Below are 19,414 nucleotides of genomic sequence, written 5' to 3'. Positions count from 1 at the left end.
GTAGAATTCGATCTCGATCTCATCGCCAACCTTTCCACTTGCTATTTGGCTTTGAAGATCTGTACTGTCTGAAATATCATTTCCATCAATACCTACAATGATATCACCTGTAAGAAGTCCGCATTTCTCTGCCGGAGATCCTTCACTTACCGAATATACATATACTCCTTCCGGCATATTCAGTCCTTCTGCATATTCAGATGTGATATTTTTAACGGTTACACCAAGATAGGTTGATCCTGATTTGGTTGTACTCTTGCCTGCAAGAATATCGTTGATGATATCCTGTATATCGGATATAGGAAGTGCGTAGCCCATTCCTTCTACTGTACTGTCTACATATTTCGCTGTGTTCATACCGATCAGTTCGCCCTTCATATTTACAAGAGCACCACCACTATTACCAGGGTTGATAGCTGCATCAGTCTGAAGAACCTTTACAGTTCCGTCATCTACACTGACTTCACGGTCAAGAGCACTGATATATCCTACTGTTACCGACTGTCCATATCCAAGCGCGTTACCAATAGCGATACATGGATCTCCGGCTCTTAAGTTCTCGGATGAACCGATTGTGATCTCTTTGATCTGACTTAATGTGTCGTCCTTGATCTTCTTTAACGGAACGGTTACAACCGCTACATCATTTGATTCGTCATAGCCTTTTACTTCTGCACCGGCTGATTCACCATCTATAAATCCTGCTGATAATTCTTTTGCATCCTTTACCACATGATAGTTCGTCAGGATATAAAGGCTTGTTTCATCTTTTCCGATTATGATACCTGAGCCTGCTCCTGACTGCTCCTGCTCATAGGTATCAAACCAGTACTGATATGTTGTTACATATGTTCCTGTTATGGATACAATGGATGGCATTACAGTTGCACTTACATCTGCTACACTGTAGTCACCGGTGCTTCCGGATGCATTTGCATCGAGCAAAGCGGAGCTTGTAGTTGTATCTGATCCGATCTGAACCGTCTGATTTTCTTTCTTTAAGAACTTATCGCTTCCATACCGGACACCCTGGAAGACACAGCCTGCAACCAGTCCGAAGACAACTGCCGCAGCTATAGTCGTCGCTACCTTCTTTCCTGTACTTCTTCCACCGTTTGTTTTCTTCATTTCTTTCTTAGCTTTTTTATCTGCTTTCTTCTTTGCCGAGCGTACCATCTTTTCTGATTTTTTCTTTTCCTTCTCAGCAGCCTTCTGCATTGCTTTATTTACATTTTCGGAATAACCATTCATATTCTGCGTGGAAGCACCTGTACCCTGTGCAGCATTTCCTGATGGATTCGTGTAAGCTGATGTATAGCCGGTCTGGCTGTTATATCCTGCATGCTGATTGCTGGAGTAAAATGCACCGCCAAAATACATATTCTGTCCCGGTGTTCCATGATACATACTACTCTGTGCATTCTGCCGGTTATATGCATTTGCGTTCTGTTCTGCACCAGTCTGTCCATATACGTTGCTGCTTCCATAGTTCTGTCCATAGGAGCTATTCTCATTCTGCATATTCATCTGTTCCGTCGTCTGTTCGGAAGCTGTCTGTGTCTGTTCCTGTGTTTGGCTTTCTGAGTCGAACTGACGATCCTGTTCTTCTCTAAAATTCTCATCCATAATCAATCATCCTTTCTTTCTATGTAACAGCAGCTTTCTTTTGTTTACTGCTCTCTTTCTTATTTACAGGTTATACTATAATCTGTAATTGTGTAAGAAGTGTGTTTTCCATGTAGAAGAAATGTGTTTTTCGTGTATAAAAATTTTGAACAACTTACATTTATTTATGCTTGACTTCATATGGAAATTGAAATACAGTTTTTTATGACAGATTACAGAATGATTTTTGTGGTATGCAATATTTTTACATATATTATATAGAAATTGAGGTTTTAACTTATGTTCCGAGTATGGGGTAAAATAATGAAGGATAACCGGCTGATAAAGGATACGGTTGTCTGTATAGATGATGCGTCTTTGACACGAACAAAAAAGGTATACAAAGCATTAGAGGAAATGTGCTATGAATTTGATCTTGCAAAACCGATCTGGCTGAAGAAAAATCAAAATGATTTTATTCTCCACGCAAGAACACGTTTCAATCATGATAATTTCGTGGAAGCGATTGAATTCGACTATCTGGATTTTCAGGTTATTGAAGAGGATTATTAATATGTTTACTGTAAATGATATTGGAAAAAATTATAAAAAGAAAATGGTACTAAATCATATCTCCCTGCAAGTTGCACCCGGTGAATGTATCGGGCTTCTGGGAATCAACGGTTCCGGAAAATCAACGCTGCTTGGTATTCTGTCCGGCGGACTCCGACAGGATCATGGCACTTATTCTTTTGACAAACCGGATAATACGGTCAGTTTTCTTCCACAGGAAAATCCACTGATTCCGGAGCTGTCCGGTCTGGATAATCTGAAGCTCTGGTACTCCGGCAGATCTGCCGAGCTAAACAGCACCTACAGCCTCTCTATCTTAAAAAAACTCGGTGTAGATGCTTTTCTTCATCAGAAGGTAAGTACAATGTCCGGTGGTATGAAGAAACGTCTGAGCCTTGCTATCTGTATGCTGGAGCGACCGGATCTTTTATTACTGGATGAACCACTTGCTGCGTTAGATCTTCTCTGTAAAAAAGGAATTCTGGACTATCTGAAGGAATATACCGGTAATGGAGGCAGCATTATCGTTGCAACACATGAAGAAGATGCGCTCTCCATCTGTAATCGCATCTATATATTAAAGGATGGTTTACTGCAGGAAGCAAATGGTGCAGATTACGCAGCCATGCTTCGTGCCTGATTCAGATTGGATGTGAATGTTCTTATGTTTTTTCGATTATTTCTAACAGACCTTAAAAGAATAAAGCAGCGGTTTCTTCCGCTTGTCCTGATCACTCTCATTCTGGCGGTCGGACTCTCTGTCGTCGTTCTGCTGTCAAACCGGTTATTATATAATGAGCAGACCATCGAACCGGTCAATGTCGGGCTGGTTGCCGATGCATCTTCTCCTTATGCCAAGATGGCATATTCTATGGTAAGTGAAATGGACAGCTACCGGGCTACCTGCCGTTTCATCGAGATAGCTTCCGAAGATCACGGCAAACAGATGCTTGAAAACGACGAAATCAAGGCGTTGATCATCATTCCTGATAATATCATCAACAGCATTATATACGGAGAGGACAATCCGATCACAGTCATTTATAATCAGGATGGTACTTTAGATACTTACACTCTAAATGAGGTATTCAAATCCACCTCATCAATGCTTGCTACTGCACAGGCTGCAACTACGATCATTTATCAGGGAGCATATCAAATGGGGCTCCCGGATACTGCACTGGATCAAATTGCAACGGATGCCGATAATCTCTACATGGATTATGTTTTATCCAGAACAGAGCTTTATATCAGAGAAGACTTACAGCTTACCGGAGCTTATACCCCTTATCAGTATTATATAGTATCCGGGCTGCTGCTTCTGCTGTTCTTCAGCGGAATCGTCTTTTTATCTTTTATAAAAGGGAATTCTGATACATTACGTCTTCGTCTGAAGCTTCACGGAATCACCGGAGCGCATATTATAATCAGTCAGTATCTGACACTTACGATCACATTATTTATGATCTATACGATACTGTTCTTTAGCTGTATGACCGGAGGTACGATCGGTCATTTTGCCCCTTTGCAGTTTCATATATCGGGATTCTTTGCCGGAATACCCGCGATCCTGTTTATCGGATTCGTTATCCTGCTGATCGGGTATCTGCCAACCGGATATTCCGGAGCATGCCTGCTGTTATTTTTGACAGCTTTCTTACTGGCTTATATCGGAGGCGGTATTGTTCCGGTCAGACTTCTGCCTGACTTCATCCAGAATTTTGCTGAACATACCCCGTATTATCAACTGTTAAACCACTTATGTAATGGCTTTTACCATTAATCGATGAAAGGACAACTGCTTATGCTGTTACGTCAATACAGAATCCTGTTAAAACGGACTTCAAAAAAATTCATCAATCTTCTGTTGCTGCTGATCATTCCGTTCACGGCATTCTATGTAAAAAATCTGCCGATGGAAGAAAAAAGCACGGTATTCATCTGTGGATATTATATGGAAGAATCAAACAGTTACCTGGCACAGGTGGAGCAGGAGCTCTCCGGACATCAGGACTGCTTTACTTTCGAGAAATGCAGTTCTAAGGAGGAATTAAAGGATCAGGTTGCATCCGGGCGGTATGACTGTGGATTTGCGTTTGACAATGGATTTTCTGACGCATTTATACATGATATCAAGAACTGCCACATTCGCTTATACACTTCCCCATCTTCGATGTTCCAGTCAATTTTTTCCGAAACATTATTTGACCGGCTGTTGGATGCTTTCTCGCCGGCTATTGCCGTCAACTATCTGGCATCGAATTCTGCCACAAAAGACTTTTATCGGAGTTCTTTCCAGTCATATCTGGAAGATCAATACAGAAATTATATGAACAGTGATTCTGTCTTCCGGTTATCTGTCAATAATACAGGAGCCTACCACGGAACAACCGACCGCGTAGATCTGTTCCCGGTTCATGCATTTACCGGTTTTCTTCTGTTCTTATCTTCTCTGGTCGGTTTGCTGGTCTATCTAAAGGATCAGGATGAACACATCTATGACAGAGTATCCAAACGGAAAAGACTGCGTTTCTGTCTGACCGGTATTCTTGCTAATATAACACCGGTATGGCTGGTCAGTGTAGTTACGCTCTACTTATATGAGCAGCCGGAAGCCATCCTGCCATTTCTGTTAAAGATGTCCGGATATATACTGCTGTGTCTGCTGTTCACTTTTATCTGTCTGCTTATCTTCCGACATTATAAGCGGTTTGTATCGGCTCTGCCGGCTCTTGTGATCTGCACTTTGATTTTCTCGCCGATCTTCCTGCATCTGGAGGATTATGCGCCGATCCTGCGGTATCTGTCCTACCTTTTTCCGCCGACCTTTTTTTAGGGAAAACAAAAATAAGCTTGCCTGTGACGCTATATGACGCTACAGGCAAGCTTATTTTATATTTACTTTAAATTAATTGGCGCAAAAAGAATGAGCCTTGTTTATACGAATTTCTCGCCTTTTTCGTCGATGACAGCGCGGGCTGCTGTTGCTTCTGTAATCTTCTTTTCGATCATAGATACATCGGAGACAGGGACTGCTGTATGGAAGGTTACGTCTGCGCCATATTCTGTATTCTCTATGCTGATCTCATTTGTTGATAAGAGATACTGTACTTTGCCGGAATCATTATAGGAGCAGGTGATATCCATAAGCTTCATGCGCTGCATCTGGTGAATGCCGGCATCTGCAAGGGCAAGCTTAGCGGCTTCTGTGTATGCCCGGACAAGCCCTCCTGTTCCAAGCAGAGTACCACCGAAATATCTTGTAACCACAATACAAATATCTGTTACCTGATTTCCCGATATCACTTCTAATATCGGTTTTCCAGCTGTTCCCTGCGGTTCTCCGTCATCTGAAAAACGATAAAGGGTATTCTCTTTTCCGATTGCAAATGCATGGCAATTGTGTCGTGCATCATAATGTTTTTTCTTGACACTTTCTACAAACGCATATGCTTCTTCTTCTGAAGAAACCGGCTGTGCATAACCGATAAATCTGGATTTCTTCTCAACTATCTCATCGACGCCCGGTGTCAGTATTGTGTTATATGAATCTACCATGATTGTTCCCGTCTATTTCTTGTCAGAATTTGCAGATAATAACTTACTCAGCTCATTCATAAATGTATTCACATCTTTGAACTCTCTGTATACAGAAGCAAATCTTACATAAGCTACCTGATCCAGATCCTTGATCTTATCCATAACGATCTCACCGATTGTTGTACTCTCTACTTCTTTTGCCTCCAGATTAAAGATTTCGTTCTCGATATCATCGATACACTTGGATATCTGTTCCGCAGATACCGGTCTTTTATGACAGGATCTTATGATACCGGATTCGATCTTCTTTCTGTCATAAGTCTCTCTGTTCTTATCCTTTTTGATTACGATAAGCGGGATCGTCTCAACCTTTTCATACGTCGTAAAACGTCTGCCACAGGCATCGCACTGTCTTCTTCTTCGAATCGAACAACCGTCATCCGCCGGTCTGGAATCTATAACTCTTGTATCATCAACATAACAAAATGGACATCTCATGTTTTTGCCTCCGTAAATCAGGGAAAATTATTTTATCCCCTCTATTTTCTCTGCTACTAACTTTTACATATTCGGGGTGGAATGTCAACTAAAATAATATCCGGCCCGATCTTTACTACATTACAGAAATCAATGCGATACTCCTCGCAAGATCCAAAGCACCAGAAAATTTTTCCCTGCTCTGGAACAATTATCGCCTCAATTCTTCCGGAGCAGGGATCAAATTCAATATCTGCAACAAAGCCAAGCCGCTGGCAGTCCTTGCAGTTTATTACTTCTTTTTCTTTTAATTCACAAAATCTCATCTATATTCCCTTTTCAACAAAATCCACCTTCCGTATCATAATATGAAGCAGAGAATATATTTAGACATATAAATTATCGGTTTCACCGATCTGCCTATGAATCAGTCACAGCAGTCAGATTCTGAATCCGATCACATTGATCAGCTTATGATCTTGACCGGACACTTTCTGGCACATGCGCCACAATGGGTACATTTATCATAATCAATGTGTGCAAGGTTCTGATCTACCGATACCGCATCAAATTCACAGGATCTGACGCAGAGTGAACAGCCGATACACCCTGCTGAACATACTGCCTTTACTTCTTTTCCTTTTTCCTTTGAATTACATCTGACACGATGAGGGGCATCGTATGGAACCAGCTCGATCAGATGTCTTGGACAGACATCTACACACTTTCCGCACGCTTTACATTTTTCCTCATTTACAACTGCAATGCCATCTATAATATCAATCGCACCGAATTCACAGACTGCCTTGCAGGAACCATATCCTGTACAGCCATATGTACAGCCCTTTGGCCCGTTATTTGGGCTGTTTTGTGCAAGAACACAGGTCTTTGGTCCAACATAGTCATAGACATCCTTTGCCTTCTCACAGTCACCTGCGCATTTGACAAAGGCTACATACTTAGTGCTTGCTGTATTCTCTACGCCGAGTGCTGCACTGATTGCCTCTGCAACGGCTGCACCTCCAACAGGACATGCAGATGGCGGCATCTCACCCTTTGCAATGGCTGCTGCAAGACCATCACAACCGGGATATCCACATCCACCACAGTTATTTCCGGGAAGAAGCTCCCGCACCATAACTGCCTTTTCATCTACCGGAACTTTAAACTTTTCACCAGCTACACCGAGCAGAATACCAATGATGACACCAACGCCTGCTACAACAGCAACTGCGATCAGAATTGTTGTAATATCCATAACGATCCCTCCTTATATCAATCCGGCAAAGCCAAAGAACGCTATTGCCATCAGACCTGATGTGATCAGAACGATCGGAGTACCCTTAAATGCTTCCGGAATATCACTGTATTCCAACTTCTCACGGATACCTGCAAGGATCGTAATTGAGATCGCAAAACCTACTGCTGAACCAAAACCATTTACTATACTCTCAAGGATCGTATATTCATTCTGTACATTTGAAAGTGCGATACCAAGAACTGCACAGTTTGTTGTGATCAGGGGAAGGTATACTCCAAGTGACTCGTATAAAGACTTCATATTCTTCTTTAAGAACATCTCTACAAACTGTACCAGTGCCGCTATTACAAGGATGAACACGATTGTATTCAGATAATCTAATCCCAGCGGGGAAAGGATTCCATAATAAACAATACTCGTTACCGCTGAAGCGATCGTCATTACAAATATAACTGCCCCGCCCATACCGGTTGCTGTGTTTACACTCTTTGATACGCCAAGGAAAGGACACAGTCCGAGGAACTGGCTTAATATTACATTATTTACGAGGGCTGCTCCAACTGCCAATAATAAAATATGCATTATTTTCTACCTCCCCTTTTCTTATTCTTTTTATCTGTCGGTTTCTCATCAAATTCCTGATATTTGTTTACCTGATCTGCACTTGCAACATCTGGTCTTACAAGCTTTGATGTGTCAACCATATCGGATTCTTCCGATACTGCTTCCGCTTTCTCTGGCTCTGAAACCGGATTGTCTGTCTCTGAGAGAACAACTGCATGTGGTACTCTATTCAGATTCGCCGGAATATGGATTCTCGGTCTGTCAGACATCTCTTTTGCCACCTGAACCGGAGTCTGCTGTACGGTTGACGCTGGCTTTTCCTGTACCGGCTGCTGCTCTGGTTGTACTACCTGTGCTACCTGTATTTGCGGCTCCTGTGAAACCGGAGTAGTCGTAGTCTCTGATGAAGCTGCTATCTGTGGCTGCAGTGTACTCTGAGCAACAGCCTGCTGTACGACTGGTGCTGGTTGCTCTGGAACCGGCTGCTGCGCTGATTGTACCGACTGCACTTGTTGTCCGTTTTCCTGCTCTACCGGTTTCTTTACTATCTTGTCTGGGATCACAACCTTTTTCGGCTGTGGTGCCGGTGCTGACGGAGTCTGTGCAGCGGATGCCTTGCCGGCATTTGTCTGAACATTAACCTGAGTATCCTGCATAGCAGCCTTTCTTCCTGCACACATGATGTTTGCACATCCCATACAGGATTCCGGCTTACAGCTTGCAGGGATCTCTTCTCCAATTGCAAGTGCCTTTGCTGCCTTCTTCGCATTTCTCTTATTGATCGTTGCAATAATAAAAGCAAGTACAAAGAATGCTCCCGGTGCAAGTACAAAGATTGTGATCGGCGTATATGCTGCAAGCACATCTCCGATTGCTTTTCCTGCTCCTGATGTCTTCTGAAGAAGGTTACCATCTCCAATGATCTGGAATCCGAATACACAGCCTTTTCCGATCAGTTCACGGAACATACCGATCAAGGTAAGACCGATCGTAAAGCCAAGTCCCATTCCAAGTCCGTCAAAGATTGACGGAAGAACTTTATTCTTCGAAGCGTAACTCTCTGCACGTCCAAGAATAATACAGTTTACTACGATCAGTGGAATATAGATTCCAAGACTGTCATTTAAGGACGGCAGGTATGCCTGCATTAAAAACTGAATAACCGTTACAAAAGAAGCAATGATAACAATATAAGATGGTATTCTGACCTTATCCGGTATCACTTTACGAAACAGTGAGATAAACGCATTGCTCAACACCAGAATACAGGTTGTAGAAAGTCCCATACCTGCTCCGTTGATTGCTGATGATGTAACCGCAAGTGTCGGACACATACCAAGCATCTGTACGAAGGTTGGATTTTCTTTCACGATACCATTGTATAAACGTTCTGTACATTTACCCATTAGTTTGCTCCTCCTTTCAGATAATCTGCATAGGAAAGTCCCGCATTTACTGCATTCGTGACTGCATTTGTCGTGATCGTCGCACCACTTAATGCATCGATCTCCTCATCCGATGCCGCACCGGATTTTGTATATTTAAACTGTGCTACATTCTTGCCTGCGAACTGTGATTTGAACTCATCTGTATCTGCCTGCATACCAAGACCTGCTGTCTCACTTAATGACAGGAAAGAGATACCATTTGTAGTTCCATCCTCTGCTACACCAAGAGCAAGCTGAAGATCTCCGCCATATGCCTCATGGGATGTAATAACAAATACATAACCAAGTGCATTTCCATCTTTGTCACAGGCAGTTACTGCATCATCTATATCTGCCTTATAGCCTTTATCCGAAAGCCATGTAGATGCAGTCTCACTGTCGAAGCCATCTACCGTCCGGAAGGCATCCGCATCTGTAAATACTTCCCGGTATGCGTCCTCCTTTGCCTGCTGTTCCGCCTGTTCGATCGGCTTCTTTGTGATCTGCTGTACATATGCAAGCACACCGCCGGCAACAAGTGTAATGACAAGGATTGCTACCGTTGCGATGACAATTGATTTCTTATCCATCTTCTTGCTGTCTGCTGCCGAGCCGCCTTCTTCCTTCTGAAGCTCAGCGCCCTTACCAAATGACTTCGGTTGTGTAAACCGTTCGATCAACGGAACAAGAAGGTTCGAAATAATGATCGCATAGGATACACCTTCTGCCGAGCCGCCATAGATTCGGAACAGGAAGGTCAAAAGTCCAAGGATAATACCAAATACCACTTTTCCCTTCTTTGTAATAGGTGAGGTCACATAGTCGGTCGCCATAAAGAAAGCGCCTAACATCAGACCACCACCACAAAGGTGCGCTGCCAGATATAATGGTTCAAAGCCCATGCCGGATGCAAGGGAGTACAGGAATATAAATACGGAAAATGTTCCAATATAAACCAGTGGAATGATCGGGCTGATCACCTTACGAATAATCAGATATAAACCACCGATCAACAGACAGATCGCAGATGTCTCACCGATCGTACCTGCAATTCTTCCGATAAACATATCTAATACATCTACTGTTCCGCCACTCTTTAAAATTGCAAGTGGGGTCGCTGTTGTAACTCCATCATATGTAAATGTAGTCATCTTTCCCGCAAATGATATTAACAAGAAGCATCTGGCTCCAAGTGCCGGATTCATAAAGTTCTGACCCAGACCGCCAAATAACTGTTTTACTATAATAATGGCAAATGCGCTTCCGAGTATCGCCATCCATACAGGAACCTCCGGCGAAAGATTCAATGCCAGAAGCAGGCCTGTTACGACTGCACTGAAATCTTTTACTGTACTGTTTCTGTGCAGGAGCATTTCCACGCCCCATTCAAAAAAAATACAAGATGCTATACAGGTTAAGATCAGCACAAATGCTTTTGTTCCAAAATTATATACACCAAACACACTCGCCGGCAGTAATGCAATGATCACGTCCAGCATCAGGGATGATGTCGTTTTCCGATCTCTGACGTGCGGAGATGCAGAAATCCTCAATGTTGTTTCTTCCATGTCTCCACCTCCTACTTCTTCTTACTTGCCAGAATACTCTTCCTGGTTCCGGCTATTGTCTGTGTCAAATGTCTCTTGGCAGGACATACATAAGAACAACAGCCACACTCACAACATTCCATGCCATCATGCTTTAAGAATGCATCTATATTGCCATGTTCTGCATATTTTGCAAGATCTGACGGAATAATTCTTCCCGGACAGACATCCACGCATCTTCCGCAACGGATACATGCAGATGGCTCCCAGTCCTGAACCTCATCATGTGTCATACAAAGAAGTGCTGACAGACCTTTTACTGCCGGAACATCGAGCGAGAACATCGCTTTACCCATCATAGGTCCACCTGCAATGATCTTCTCCGGCAGCTTGCCATCCTTAAAACCGCCTGCCGCTTCTATGATCTCCCGACAGCTTGTACCATTACGAACCAGCAGATTACATGGATTAACGATAGCATCACCTGTAACCGTTACGATTCTGGTGTACAGTGGCTTACCCTCGATCACCGCTTCATAGATGGAAACAATCGTATCTGCATTATGTACGATACAGCCCGCATCTGCAGGAAGCATCTTGGAATTCACATATCTTCCTGTCGTTGCATAAATCAACTGACGTTCCGCACCCTGTGGATATTTTGTCTTTAAAACTTTTACCTCGATCTTATCGTTATCAGCCAGATGCTCTGAGATCTTTGCAATTGCTTCCGGCTTATTGTCTTCAATCGCGATAATTCCCTTTGCCTTATCAAACAGATTTACACAGATCTGAAGTCCAAGGATCAGCTTATCTGTCTCCTCTAACATTCTTCTGTAATCAGAAGTCAGATACGGTTCACACTCCGCACCGTTTACAATGATATATTCGATATCATCTTCATTTCTCGGTGACAGCTTTACATGAGACGGAAACCCTGCACCGCCCATTCCAACGATACCTGCCTCCTTGATCATATCCTTGATATCTTCTCTGTAAAGTGTGGAGAGATCTCGCACATTCTCGGAGAAATCAACCGTCTCAAATAAACCGTCATTTTCTATTACGATTGAATTTACTTTATTACCGCCACTTGTCATCCTCGGTTCGATCATTTTTACCGTTCCTGAGATTGAAGAATGGATATTTGCCGAAACAAATCCTCCCGCCTCTGCAATCTTCTGTCCTACCAGTACACGGTCGCCACGCTTTACGATCGGAACAGCCGGTGCACCTATATGCTGACTGAGCGGATAAACACACTCTCCCTTTGGAAGATATTCTCTGACAGGCTTGTCTTTTGTTAGATCTTTGCCTTCATATGGATGAATACCACCCGAAAAAGTTAATAAACCCATCTGCATACCTCTTTCTCTCGTTATTCTTATCAATTCATTCTCTGTTATCGAGAAAAACTAATCATATAATAATACTTCACAGGGTCAAAAACAACCCTAAAACTTGCCAATCTGACCGCCAACCGCCCGCATGACAAATGCTGCCGCAAGACCGATCAGAACTCCCGTGATCGTTCCAGAGACCAGTAAAACCGGAGCATATATCAGGATATTTTGGTTCTTTATCACCAGATATGCAACGATAAGCTGACCAACATTATGTCCGACACCTCCAAGAATACTCGTTCCCGTTGTTGAAAAAAAACCAATCTTAACAGAGATCCACATAAACAGCATGCTGACTGCTGCTCCGGCAAGACTGTATATCATAACGGTAAAATTGCCAAATAATAAAGACGACAGGAAGATACGGAGCACGGATACCAAAACCGCATCCGCAAGTCCAAGCTTGCACAGCACTACAATAGTTACAATATTGGCAAGTCCGAGCTTGATTCCCGGTACCGCGATATCGATCCGGATAAAGGATTCGATATATGAAAACACCATTGCAACCGCAATAAACATTCCAAGCTGTGCTATCGTTCCTGCGCTGTTATGAGCCTTTTTCTGTATCTTTCTATTTGTAGATTTTTTTTTGGAATTTTTTTGTTTCTTCCCCATCTTTTCTTTCTATATATGCCTTTCCTGCTATACTATGAATAGCCCTTATCGATTATCATATTCTGCTTTCTGTCCAACATCACCCTCCACCTGAATCACCAGCTTATGCGGCAGGCAGACGATATTTTCTCCTGTCTTTGATATCTTCCCCATACGAATGCATACCTGATCCGGACAGTCTGCTTCTGTTACATATGCCATTCCATTCTTTATTTCCAGAATATTCATTCCTTTTGCGGTCTGAATCTCTTTCGTGGTATCTGTATTCAGATCATATCTGCCAATCTCTTTCTGGTCTTCATATATAATAACCTGACTGCCTTTTTTCTGACCCAGCCGGATGACTCCATAGCAGACGATTCCTAAAAGGATCAGCACAAGTGCCAGAATGATGTCTCTTTTTTTTATCATTTTACTTTATAGTCTCCATTTGTTATCGTGAACTGTTTTCCTGCCTGCTCTGTCATATATATATTCTTATCCTTATCGATCAGGATCACATCTGCGTCAAAGCTTTTTACAAGCTTAAGTGCCCGATCCGCCGGAAGCAGAATACACATCGTTGATAAAGCATCACTTAATGCACCGCTTTCACAGATCACTGTCGCTGATATCGTTCCGGTGTCTGCCGGGTATCCGGTCTTTGGATTTAAGATATGATGATATCTTTTTCCATCCTGAATAAAATACTTCTCATAATCGCCGGATGTTGATATATAGACCGGATGCTTGTCTGACCGGACTTCTACGGTTCCCATCATATCATTTTCATTTCCTCTCGGATCACGAATACCGATCCGGAAACCGGAACCATCCGGCTTTGCGCCGTAGCATAAAACGCTGCCGCCGACTGCCACACAAGCGCCTTCCACCTGATTTTCTTCAAGTCTTTCTGCCACCCGATCACAAGCAATGCCTTTTCCCATCGCACCGAAATCAAGGCTTAAGCCTGTTTCATCAAACAGCACATACCATGTTCCATCCTCTGAAAGCTCACTTACCTGTGTCAGCTCTTTTCCCTGTTCGTCTACGATATGCACTTTCGAATCGTTAACTACCGAACAGGCTTCTTCTATCTTCTGAGTCTCCGGTACTTCTTTCTTCCCATCTTCGATACCCCAGCAGGACGCTAACGGACGGATCGTGAGTGCCAGTAGATCATCTCCTGCCGCGCTTACTTCTTTTCCCTGCAAGACCGCAGATGCCAGGTCATAGCTTATCTCATAAGGCTCTCCTGCCTTATATTCATGATTCACACGGTATACCTCTGCGCCTTCTATCCGCCATGAGATCTGTTCACGCTCCAGTCTGCTTACGCAGTCGATCACAGCATCCGCATCCTGTCTGCCCTGATCCGAATAGACCGATACCGTAACTGCAGTTCCCATGGCAAATCCGGTCGTCGTATACCCCTTTTTTTTCTGGTTATCCTTTCCGGTATAAAAGATAAACGCAATTACCAGCCCGATACATAATATACCTGATAATAATGCAAGTTTATTCTTCAAAGCATTTATTCCTCCATATATAACAGCCAATACAGGCATAAACACACTTTGCAAACCTGTTCACAGGAACATCCCACGCGTAAATTAAAAGAGCTGTTGCCAACCACGGTTCCAGCTCTCTTTTTGTCTCTGTCTGCAAAGCTCCTCGCTCTGCACCTTTTTCTATCCTCTGTAATATTTCAGGATTGCTTCTACATCAAAGTATCTGCTTCCAAAATCTTTATAAATGGCATTCTTTGTCATCGCATAAACAAATACATCACCCTGACCTTTGATTCCGTCTAAGGCAGATGGCTCTATCGCTACTGCAAACTCATCAAAGTGAAGTGCAAGTATAAAGCCCTCTGTATAATATGTATTATACAGATTCATCACTGTAAGCTCTGTCTCCGGTGTGATCGTCATATCTGAGATCGTAAGACTGTTACCTCTTGGGATATTCATATATACCTCTGCTTTCATTTCTTTACCGAAGGAAAGCTTTACGGATGCAGGATCTTCTGTCGTACGAATGCTTTTCAGAATCTCTGCAGCTTCAGCCGGTATTGCTCCCGGTGTCTTCGTGCAGTCTACAACTTCCCGTCCTGCCATGTATTTCTTATCCAGAATGTTGACACACTTTACAATCTTGTTGTCATTGCCCGGATTCGGTAATATGCTGGCAACCTTGTAATAGTCTTCGTTCTCTAAAATCTCTTTAAACAATAAGCTTTTAATATCATAAAACTTTGCCAGCATTACAGGCTTGTAATCCATGTACTTGATCGCTGACCGTATTTCATTTATATCTCTGATTTCCATTTGTATATTGTCTCCACTTCATTCAAATTTGTTCCGCTCAAATCATACATCCATTTTCTGATCTTTGCAACCCGGTTTTTAATGGAATTCCTGACAGACCAGTTCTCGCAGACGATATCGGAAAGCTTTCTCGTATTCCTCGTCTTCATCAACGCTGTGATTGACCTCTTCAAAACAAGCTTTTCGGATGGCCTCCTGTGTAAATATCGTAGGGCTTTCATCATCTCTGCCCCAGTAGAATACCGCGCCATCAACACTCTCATTTCCATAGATCTCCTGCATCCGGCTGATACAGCTCTCATCTCCCAGGAACACATGACAGATACCGGCTAATGATTTACAGAGAACCTCTGCATTGATCGTATATCCGTCAAAATCCTGCGCCCAGTCCGGAATCTGCTCCGGCTTATCTACAAGGATCACCGGAAGACTTCTACCAGCATGTGAAAGAAGGTTTTTAAGCTGGTCTGCGGATATCGGAACCGCTTCGGTGTCTTCATCCATAAATACGTCCGCATCCAAGAATCCGACCTGATTAAATATATCCCGCATAAACTTTGGTCGATTATACCGGCGCTCTCTGGAATAGATATTCTCACAGATATGACGGCAGGTCAGATACAGTCCATCATTGTCTTTTCGAAGTTCTGCAACCACATGCCAGATCATACCGGCTTCTTCATTGCTGATTGTCTGCATATCCATAAGAAAATATTCTTTCTCTGCAACGACCTTTAACTTATATCCCATCACTTCATATGAAACGGATTCCAGTTTTTTCGGCATCTGTCCGAATATCAGGGAAATATGCTGATATGCCCATTCATATATAATCTCACTTGCCCGGTCAAATCCGTCATCCCGTATCCGAATTCTCTGGTCAAATACCAGATCCGATACCAATGGACGGATCTCCTGCTTAATCTCTTTGTTCAGCACTCTGCCGAACTGTTCTCTGTCAAGCTGTGCTGATATGAATTCATCATTTACCACTTCTTTATTGATAAGGTAGATTACCCGGTTCGGCGACAATACCTTCTGATATTTTTTATTCAGCAGAATATTTACAAGCTGCTGCTTGGATACCGCCCAGAACTTCTCTACAACCTCCGGATGTTCATCAAAATATGCCCGAACCTCAGGCTTAATCTTATCCTGTGTGATCTTTAACCGGTATTTGCTTCGGATCGCATTTTCCCAGTTTTTCTTAATATACTGGTCTCTTGCCAGATTATCGAAGATCTGCACGATTGACCAGTCGCACAGCTCTAGGTTTGCGATGATGCTGTTCATCATGCGGGCATCCTTTTCCTGTCCATCCCACAAACTGCTTCTGTTATCATCAAAGCCTTCATCCATTTTATACTTGTACCGCATCTCATGCTCGATCTCATGCCAGCCCTCAAACAGAACCGTTCTGAGCTGAACCTCAAAGGTCCGGTCAAATGGCTGCTCCCACAACTGATCGGATATGTTGATCAGATATTTGCTTGGGATCTTAAATACACCATTACACTTCTGTGCTTCAAACCTGTTTTCTTCCCATGCCGTCTTCGACCAGTTATCTACCATAAATGTATCTTCAAGCAATGCTTCACTGATCCTGATATCTTCTGTATAAAATAAATTAATACGGATACCGATCAGATCCTGAATCTTTTTATCATCTTTTCCTGTGCCATATTTCCCTGTATCTAACTTACGCTGTAATGACGTCAATGTCTTCACTCTCGACATACTGTGAAAATAGATTCCGGCATTTCTGAGCTTCGTCATCAACGTCTGTTCCAGCTTCGTTCTTATATCATTCAATTCCTGAATATCTTTGTCACTGATCAGTGCCAGAGACTCATTATTACGTTCCATATAACCACCTGCTTTTCAAATAACTTTCACCCGTAAAAAGCGCACAAAAATACACTATTATGATACCATTTTATTCCCTTGTCAGTCAATTTTTATGACATAACCTTTTTCTAAATTTTATGTGAAAATATTCCCTTTTTATTAAAATTCTATTTCAATGGATATTGCTTATTTCCTGACACACCGATATAATGTTATGAGATCTGACATGATATAAGAAAATAAGGAGGAATCTTATGATTCTCGATTGTCAAAATATAAGTAAAGCATTCGGAACCAACGTAATTCTCGACAATGTATCCTTTCATCTTGAAGATAAGGAAAAAATGGCGATCGTTGGTATCAATGGTGCAGGCAAAACAACATTATTAAAGATCATTATGCAGGAAGAAGAAGCAGATTCCGGACAGATTGTTTTATCAAAAGACCGTACGATCGGTTACCTCTCCCAGCATCAGGATATTTTCTATGACGATACGGTATACGGCGTGATGGAGGATGCCATGAAGCCTGTGATCGAGCTTCAGAATAAGATCCGCAAACTGGAACAGGATATGACAACACTGACCGGCGACGAACTGAAAGCCGCCCTCTCAACCTATAACCGCTATACACATGAATTTGAATATAAAAACGGATATGCCTACGAAAGTGAGATCACCGGAGTATTAAAAGGTCTCGGCTTCTCCAAAGAAGATTTCGACCGTCATACCGATACCTTATCGGGCGGACAAAAAACCCGTCTTTCACTCGGCAGACTTCTTCTTACAAAACCGGATATCATCATCTTGGATGAGCCGACCAACCATCTGGATATGGATTCGATCAGTTGGCTTGAAACCTTTCTAACCGGCTATCAGGGAAGTGTGATTCTCGTCTCCCATGACCGTTACTTTCTGGATAAGATCGTAACAAAGGTCGTAGAACTTGATCGTGGACACAGCACCGTATATAACGGAAACTACACCTACTTCTCTCAAAAGCGCGCCGAGATCCGGACAAATAAGATGAAAGCCTACTTAAACCAGCAGGCAGATATCAAGCATCAGGAAGAAGTTATCACAAAATTAAAGCAGTTCAATCGTGAAAAATCAATCAAACGGGCAGAAAGCCGTGAAAAAATGTTAGACCGTGTGGAACGTCTGGACAAGCCAACCGAATTAAACAGTGAAATGCGGCTGACGCTGGAACCATCCGTTATCAGCGGTGAAGATGTACTTACGATTGAAGGGCTGTCCAAAGCCTTTGAACAGTATAATCTGTTTTCCGATCTGAATATGGAGATCAAACGTGGTGAGCATGTCGCCCTGATCGGCGGAAACGGAACCGGTAAGACTACGATCTTAAAGATCATCAACAAGCTTGTTCCAAAGGATGCCGGAACTGTCATCTTAGGCTCCCGTGTCAAGATCGGTTACTACGATCAGGAGCATCAGGTCCTGAATATGAACAATACGGTATTTGACGAGATCAGCAACGCCTATCCTGACCTGACCAATACCAGGATCCGAAACGTTCTTGCCGCCTTTCTATTTACCGGAGAGGATGTGTTCAAACGGATCGCAGACTTGAGCGGTGGCGAAAAAGGGCGTGTATCCCTTGCCAAAATGATGCTCTCATCTGCAAACTTCCTGATTCTCGATGAGCCGACCAACCATCTGGATATCACATCCAAGGAGATCCTTGAAGAAGCGATACGGAACTATACCGGAACAGTCCTTTATGTATCCCATGATCGATATTTTATCAATCAGACAGCAACAAGGATCATCGAATTAAAGGATAAGCAGTTAACCAATTATATTGGAAACTATGATTACTACGAAAGCCACAGAGCCCAGCCGGCTTCCACCGGAAAGCAGGCATTTGCACCAGTATCTGATACTGTCTCTCAGGAAAAACAGACAGAATCCCAGGCAAAGCTCTCTTGGAAGGAAAACAAAGCCGAACAGGCAAGACTTCGGAAAAAAGCAAATGATCTGAAAAAGCTGGAAGACAAGATCGAACAGCTTGAAAACCGTCTGGCTGAAATTGATGAAGAATTTCTGGTTCCTGAAAATGCAACAAATGTTGCACTGTTAAATGATCTGACAAAAGAACGAAATTCTGTAGAAGAAGAATTGAACACGATGTATGAACAGTGGGAAGAATTATCTTCTGAGGAATAAACATCTAAAAAAGCATTAGATACGGACAATTTGCTGTTGTAAGTTACATACAACCA

At 42.7% G+C, this 19,414-nt stretch carries 18 protein-coding genes and 2 pseudogenes (1 of these 20 cut by a window edge); 5 read left to right on the top strand and 15 right to left on the bottom strand.

Annotated elements, in window-relative coordinates; translation table 11 throughout:
* Positions 1-1,626, bottom strand: the 5' portion of a protein-coding gene (locus OCV60_RS08295) for a S1C family serine protease (RefSeq protein WP_243000429.1). The gene continues 84 nt to the left of window position 1, outside the view; only the first 1,626 of its 1,710 coding nucleotides appear in the window; the start codon lies at positions 1,624-1,626; the stop codon falls past the left edge of the window.
* 279 nt (positions 1,627-1,905) lie between these two features.
* Between OCV60_RS08295 and OCV60_RS08290 the strand changes: the two genes are divergently transcribed.
* From OCV60_RS08290 to OCV60_RS08275, 4 genes are read left to right on the top strand one after another with little or no spacing between them, the layout of a single operon-like run.
* The gene (locus tag OCV60_RS08290) at positions 1,906-2,178 is read left to right on the top strand and encodes a hypothetical protein (protein WP_021943110.1); all 273 of its coding nucleotides are present in this window, start codon (positions 1,906-1,908) and stop codon (positions 2,176-2,178) included.
* Between the two features lies 1 nt (position 2,179).
* Positions 2,180-2,818, top strand: coding sequence for an ATP-binding cassette domain-containing protein (locus OCV60_RS08285; RefSeq protein ID WP_262530010.1), 639 nt, complete (start codon positions 2,180-2,182; stop codon positions 2,816-2,818).
* A 24-nt stretch (positions 2,819-2,842) separates the two neighbouring features.
* A complete protein-coding gene (locus OCV60_RS08280) occupies positions 2,843-3,961 on the top strand; it encodes an ABC transporter permease (RefSeq protein WP_021943108.1) in 1,119 nt (372 codons plus the stop codon).
* 21 nt (positions 3,962-3,982) lie between these two features.
* Entirely contained in the window at positions 3,983-5,014 is a 1,032-nt protein-coding gene (locus tag OCV60_RS08275; RefSeq protein WP_262530009.1) for an ABC transporter permease, read from the top strand.
* A 101-nt stretch (positions 5,015-5,115) separates the two neighbouring features.
* Here the strand turns inward: OCV60_RS08275 and OCV60_RS08270 are convergent, their stop codons facing one another.
* From OCV60_RS08270 to OCV60_RS08205, 14 genes and pseudogenes are all read right to left on the bottom strand, one after another.
* A complete protein-coding gene (locus OCV60_RS08270) occupies positions 5,116-5,736 on the bottom strand; it encodes a YigZ family protein (RefSeq protein ID WP_262530007.1) in 621 nt (206 codons plus the stop codon).
* 12 nt (positions 5,737-5,748) lie between these two features.
* A complete protein-coding gene (gene nrdR, locus OCV60_RS08265) occupies positions 5,749-6,216 on the bottom strand; it encodes a transcriptional regulator NrdR (protein WP_021943105.1) in 468 nt (155 codons plus the stop codon).
* A 56-nt stretch (positions 6,217-6,272) separates the two neighbouring features.
* Complete coding sequence (locus OCV60_RS08260; protein ID WP_117785395.1) at positions 6,273-6,521, bottom strand: YlmC/YmxH family sporulation protein; 249 nt, start codon at positions 6,519-6,521, stop codon at positions 6,273-6,275.
* A 140-nt stretch (positions 6,522-6,661) separates the two neighbouring features.
* Entirely contained in the window at positions 6,662-7,453 is a 792-nt protein-coding gene (locus OCV60_RS08255) for an RnfABCDGE type electron transport complex subunit B (protein WP_173783569.1), read from the bottom strand.
* 12 nt (positions 7,454-7,465) lie between these two features.
* Entirely contained in the window at positions 7,466-8,038 is a 573-nt protein-coding gene (locus OCV60_RS08250; protein WP_021943102.1) for an electron transport complex protein RnfA, read from the bottom strand.
* A 647-nt stretch (positions 8,039-8,685) separates the two neighbouring features.
* Positions 8,686-9,426, bottom strand: a pseudogene (gene rsxE / locus OCV60_RS13050) (electron transport complex subunit RsxE); the annotation flags it as partial.
* Positions 9,426-10,037 carry an RnfABCDGE type electron transport complex subunit G gene (locus tag OCV60_RS13045; protein ID WP_226800999.1) on the bottom strand — a complete coding sequence of 204 codons (612 nt, stop codon included), beginning with the start codon at positions 10,035-10,037 and terminating at the stop codon, positions 9,426-9,428. The gene OCV60_RS13045 and the pseudogene rsxE, both read right to left, overlap by 1 nt.
* Positions 10,038-10,088: 51 nt before the next feature.
* A pseudogene (locus tag OCV60_RS13040) lies at positions 10,089-11,015 on the bottom strand (RnfABCDGE type electron transport complex subunit D); the annotation flags it as partial.
* Between the two features lie 11 nt (positions 11,016-11,026).
* A complete protein-coding gene (rsxC, locus tag OCV60_RS08230; protein ID WP_117785399.1) occupies positions 11,027-12,352 on the bottom strand; it encodes an electron transport complex subunit RsxC in 1,326 nt (441 codons plus the stop codon).
* A gap of 96 nt (positions 12,353-12,448) precedes the next feature.
* The gene (locus OCV60_RS08225; RefSeq protein ID WP_117785400.1) at positions 12,449-13,015 is read right to left on the bottom strand and encodes a Gx transporter family protein; all 567 of its coding nucleotides are present in this window, start codon (positions 13,013-13,015) and stop codon (positions 12,449-12,451) included.
* Positions 13,016-13,060: 45 nt separating this feature from the next.
* Positions 13,061-13,426: a NusG domain II-containing protein gene (locus OCV60_RS08220; RefSeq protein ID WP_262530005.1), complete on the bottom strand. Its 366-nt coding sequence runs from the start codon at positions 13,424-13,426 to the stop codon at positions 13,061-13,063.
* Entirely contained in the window at positions 13,423-14,523 is a 1,101-nt protein-coding gene (locus OCV60_RS08215; protein WP_262530004.1) for an FAD:protein FMN transferase, read from the bottom strand. The genes OCV60_RS08220 and OCV60_RS08215 overlap by 4 nt, the downstream gene beginning before the upstream one ends.
* Positions 14,524-14,685: 162 nt before the next feature.
* Positions 14,686-15,324: a hypothetical protein gene (locus OCV60_RS08210; protein WP_262530003.1), complete on the bottom strand. Its 639-nt coding sequence runs from the start codon at positions 15,322-15,324 to the stop codon at positions 14,686-14,688.
* Between the two features lie 78 nt (positions 15,325-15,402).
* Entirely contained in the window at positions 15,403-17,190 is a 1,788-nt protein-coding gene (locus OCV60_RS08205) for a nucleotidyltransferase family protein (protein ID WP_117785404.1), read from the bottom strand.
* Between the two features lie 236 nt (positions 17,191-17,426).
* On the opposite strand from OCV60_RS08205, the gene OCV60_RS08200 reads away from it, so the two are divergent.
* Entirely contained in the window at positions 17,427-19,358 is a 1,932-nt protein-coding gene (locus OCV60_RS08200) for an ABC-F family ATP-binding cassette domain-containing protein (protein ID WP_262530002.1), read from the top strand.
* Positions 19,359-19,414 lie beyond the last annotated feature (56 nt).

The organism is Coprococcus ammoniilyticus (genome assembly GCF_025567345.1).
Lineage (GTDB): Bacteria > Bacillota > Clostridia > Lachnospirales > Lachnospiraceae > Coprococcus > Coprococcus ammoniilyticus.
This window is presented reverse-complemented; position numbering and strand designations above follow the sequence as displayed.

Bases quoted from the DNA above. Each gene is read 5' to 3' on its own strand.
- OCV60_RS08290 (WP_021943110.1), top strand. From the start codon at position 1,906: ATGTTCCGAGTATGGGGTAAAATAATGAAGGATAACCGGCTGATAAAG.
- OCV60_RS08285 (WP_262530010.1), top strand. From the start codon at position 2,180: ATGTTTACTGTAAATGATATTGGAAAAAATTATAAAAAGAAAATGGTA.
- OCV60_RS08280 (WP_021943108.1), top strand. From the start codon at position 2,843: ATGTTTTTTCGATTATTTCTAACAGACCTTAAAAGAATAAAGCAGCGG.
- OCV60_RS08275 (WP_262530009.1), top strand. From the start codon at position 3,983: ATGCTGTTACGTCAATACAGAATCCTGTTAAAACGGACTTCAAAAAAA.
- OCV60_RS08270 (WP_262530007.1), bottom strand. From the start codon at position 5,736: ATGGTAGATTCATATAACACAATACTGACACCGGGCGTCGATGAGATA.
- nrdR (WP_021943105.1), bottom strand. From the start codon at position 6,216: ATGAGATGTCCATTTTGTTATGTTGATGATACAAGAGTTATAGATTCC.
- OCV60_RS08260 (WP_117785395.1), bottom strand. From the start codon at position 6,521: ATGAGATTTTGTGAATTAAAAGAAAAAGAAGTAATAAACTGCAAGGAC.
- OCV60_RS08255 (WP_173783569.1), bottom strand. From the start codon at position 7,453: ATGGATATTACAACAATTCTGATCGCAGTTGCTGTTGTAGCAGGCGTT.
- OCV60_RS08250 (WP_021943102.1), bottom strand. From the start codon at position 8,038: ATGCATATTTTATTATTGGCAGTTGGAGCAGCCCTCGTAAATAATGTA.
- OCV60_RS13045 (WP_226800999.1), bottom strand. From the start codon at position 10,037: ATGGATAAGAAATCAATTGTCATCGCAACGGTAGCAATCCTTGTCATT.
- rsxC (WP_117785399.1), bottom strand. From the start codon at position 12,352: ATGGGTTTATTAACTTTTTCGGGTGGTATTCATCCATATGAAGGCAAA.
- OCV60_RS08225 (WP_117785400.1), bottom strand. From the start codon at position 13,015: ATGGGGAAGAAACAAAAAAATTCCAAAAAAAAATCTACAAATAGAAAG.
- OCV60_RS08220 (WP_262530005.1), bottom strand. From the start codon at position 13,426: ATGATAAAAAAAAGAGACATCATTCTGGCACTTGTGCTGATCCTTTTA.
- OCV60_RS08210 (WP_262530003.1), bottom strand. From the start codon at position 15,324: ATGGAAATCAGAGATATAAATGAAATACGGTCAGCGATCAAGTACATG.
- OCV60_RS08205 (WP_117785404.1), bottom strand. From the start codon at position 17,190: ATGGAACGTAATAATGAGTCTCTGGCACTGATCAGTGACAAAGATATT.
- OCV60_RS08200 (WP_262530002.1), top strand. From the start codon at position 17,427: ATGATTCTCGATTGTCAAAATATAAGTAAAGCATTCGGAACCAACGTA.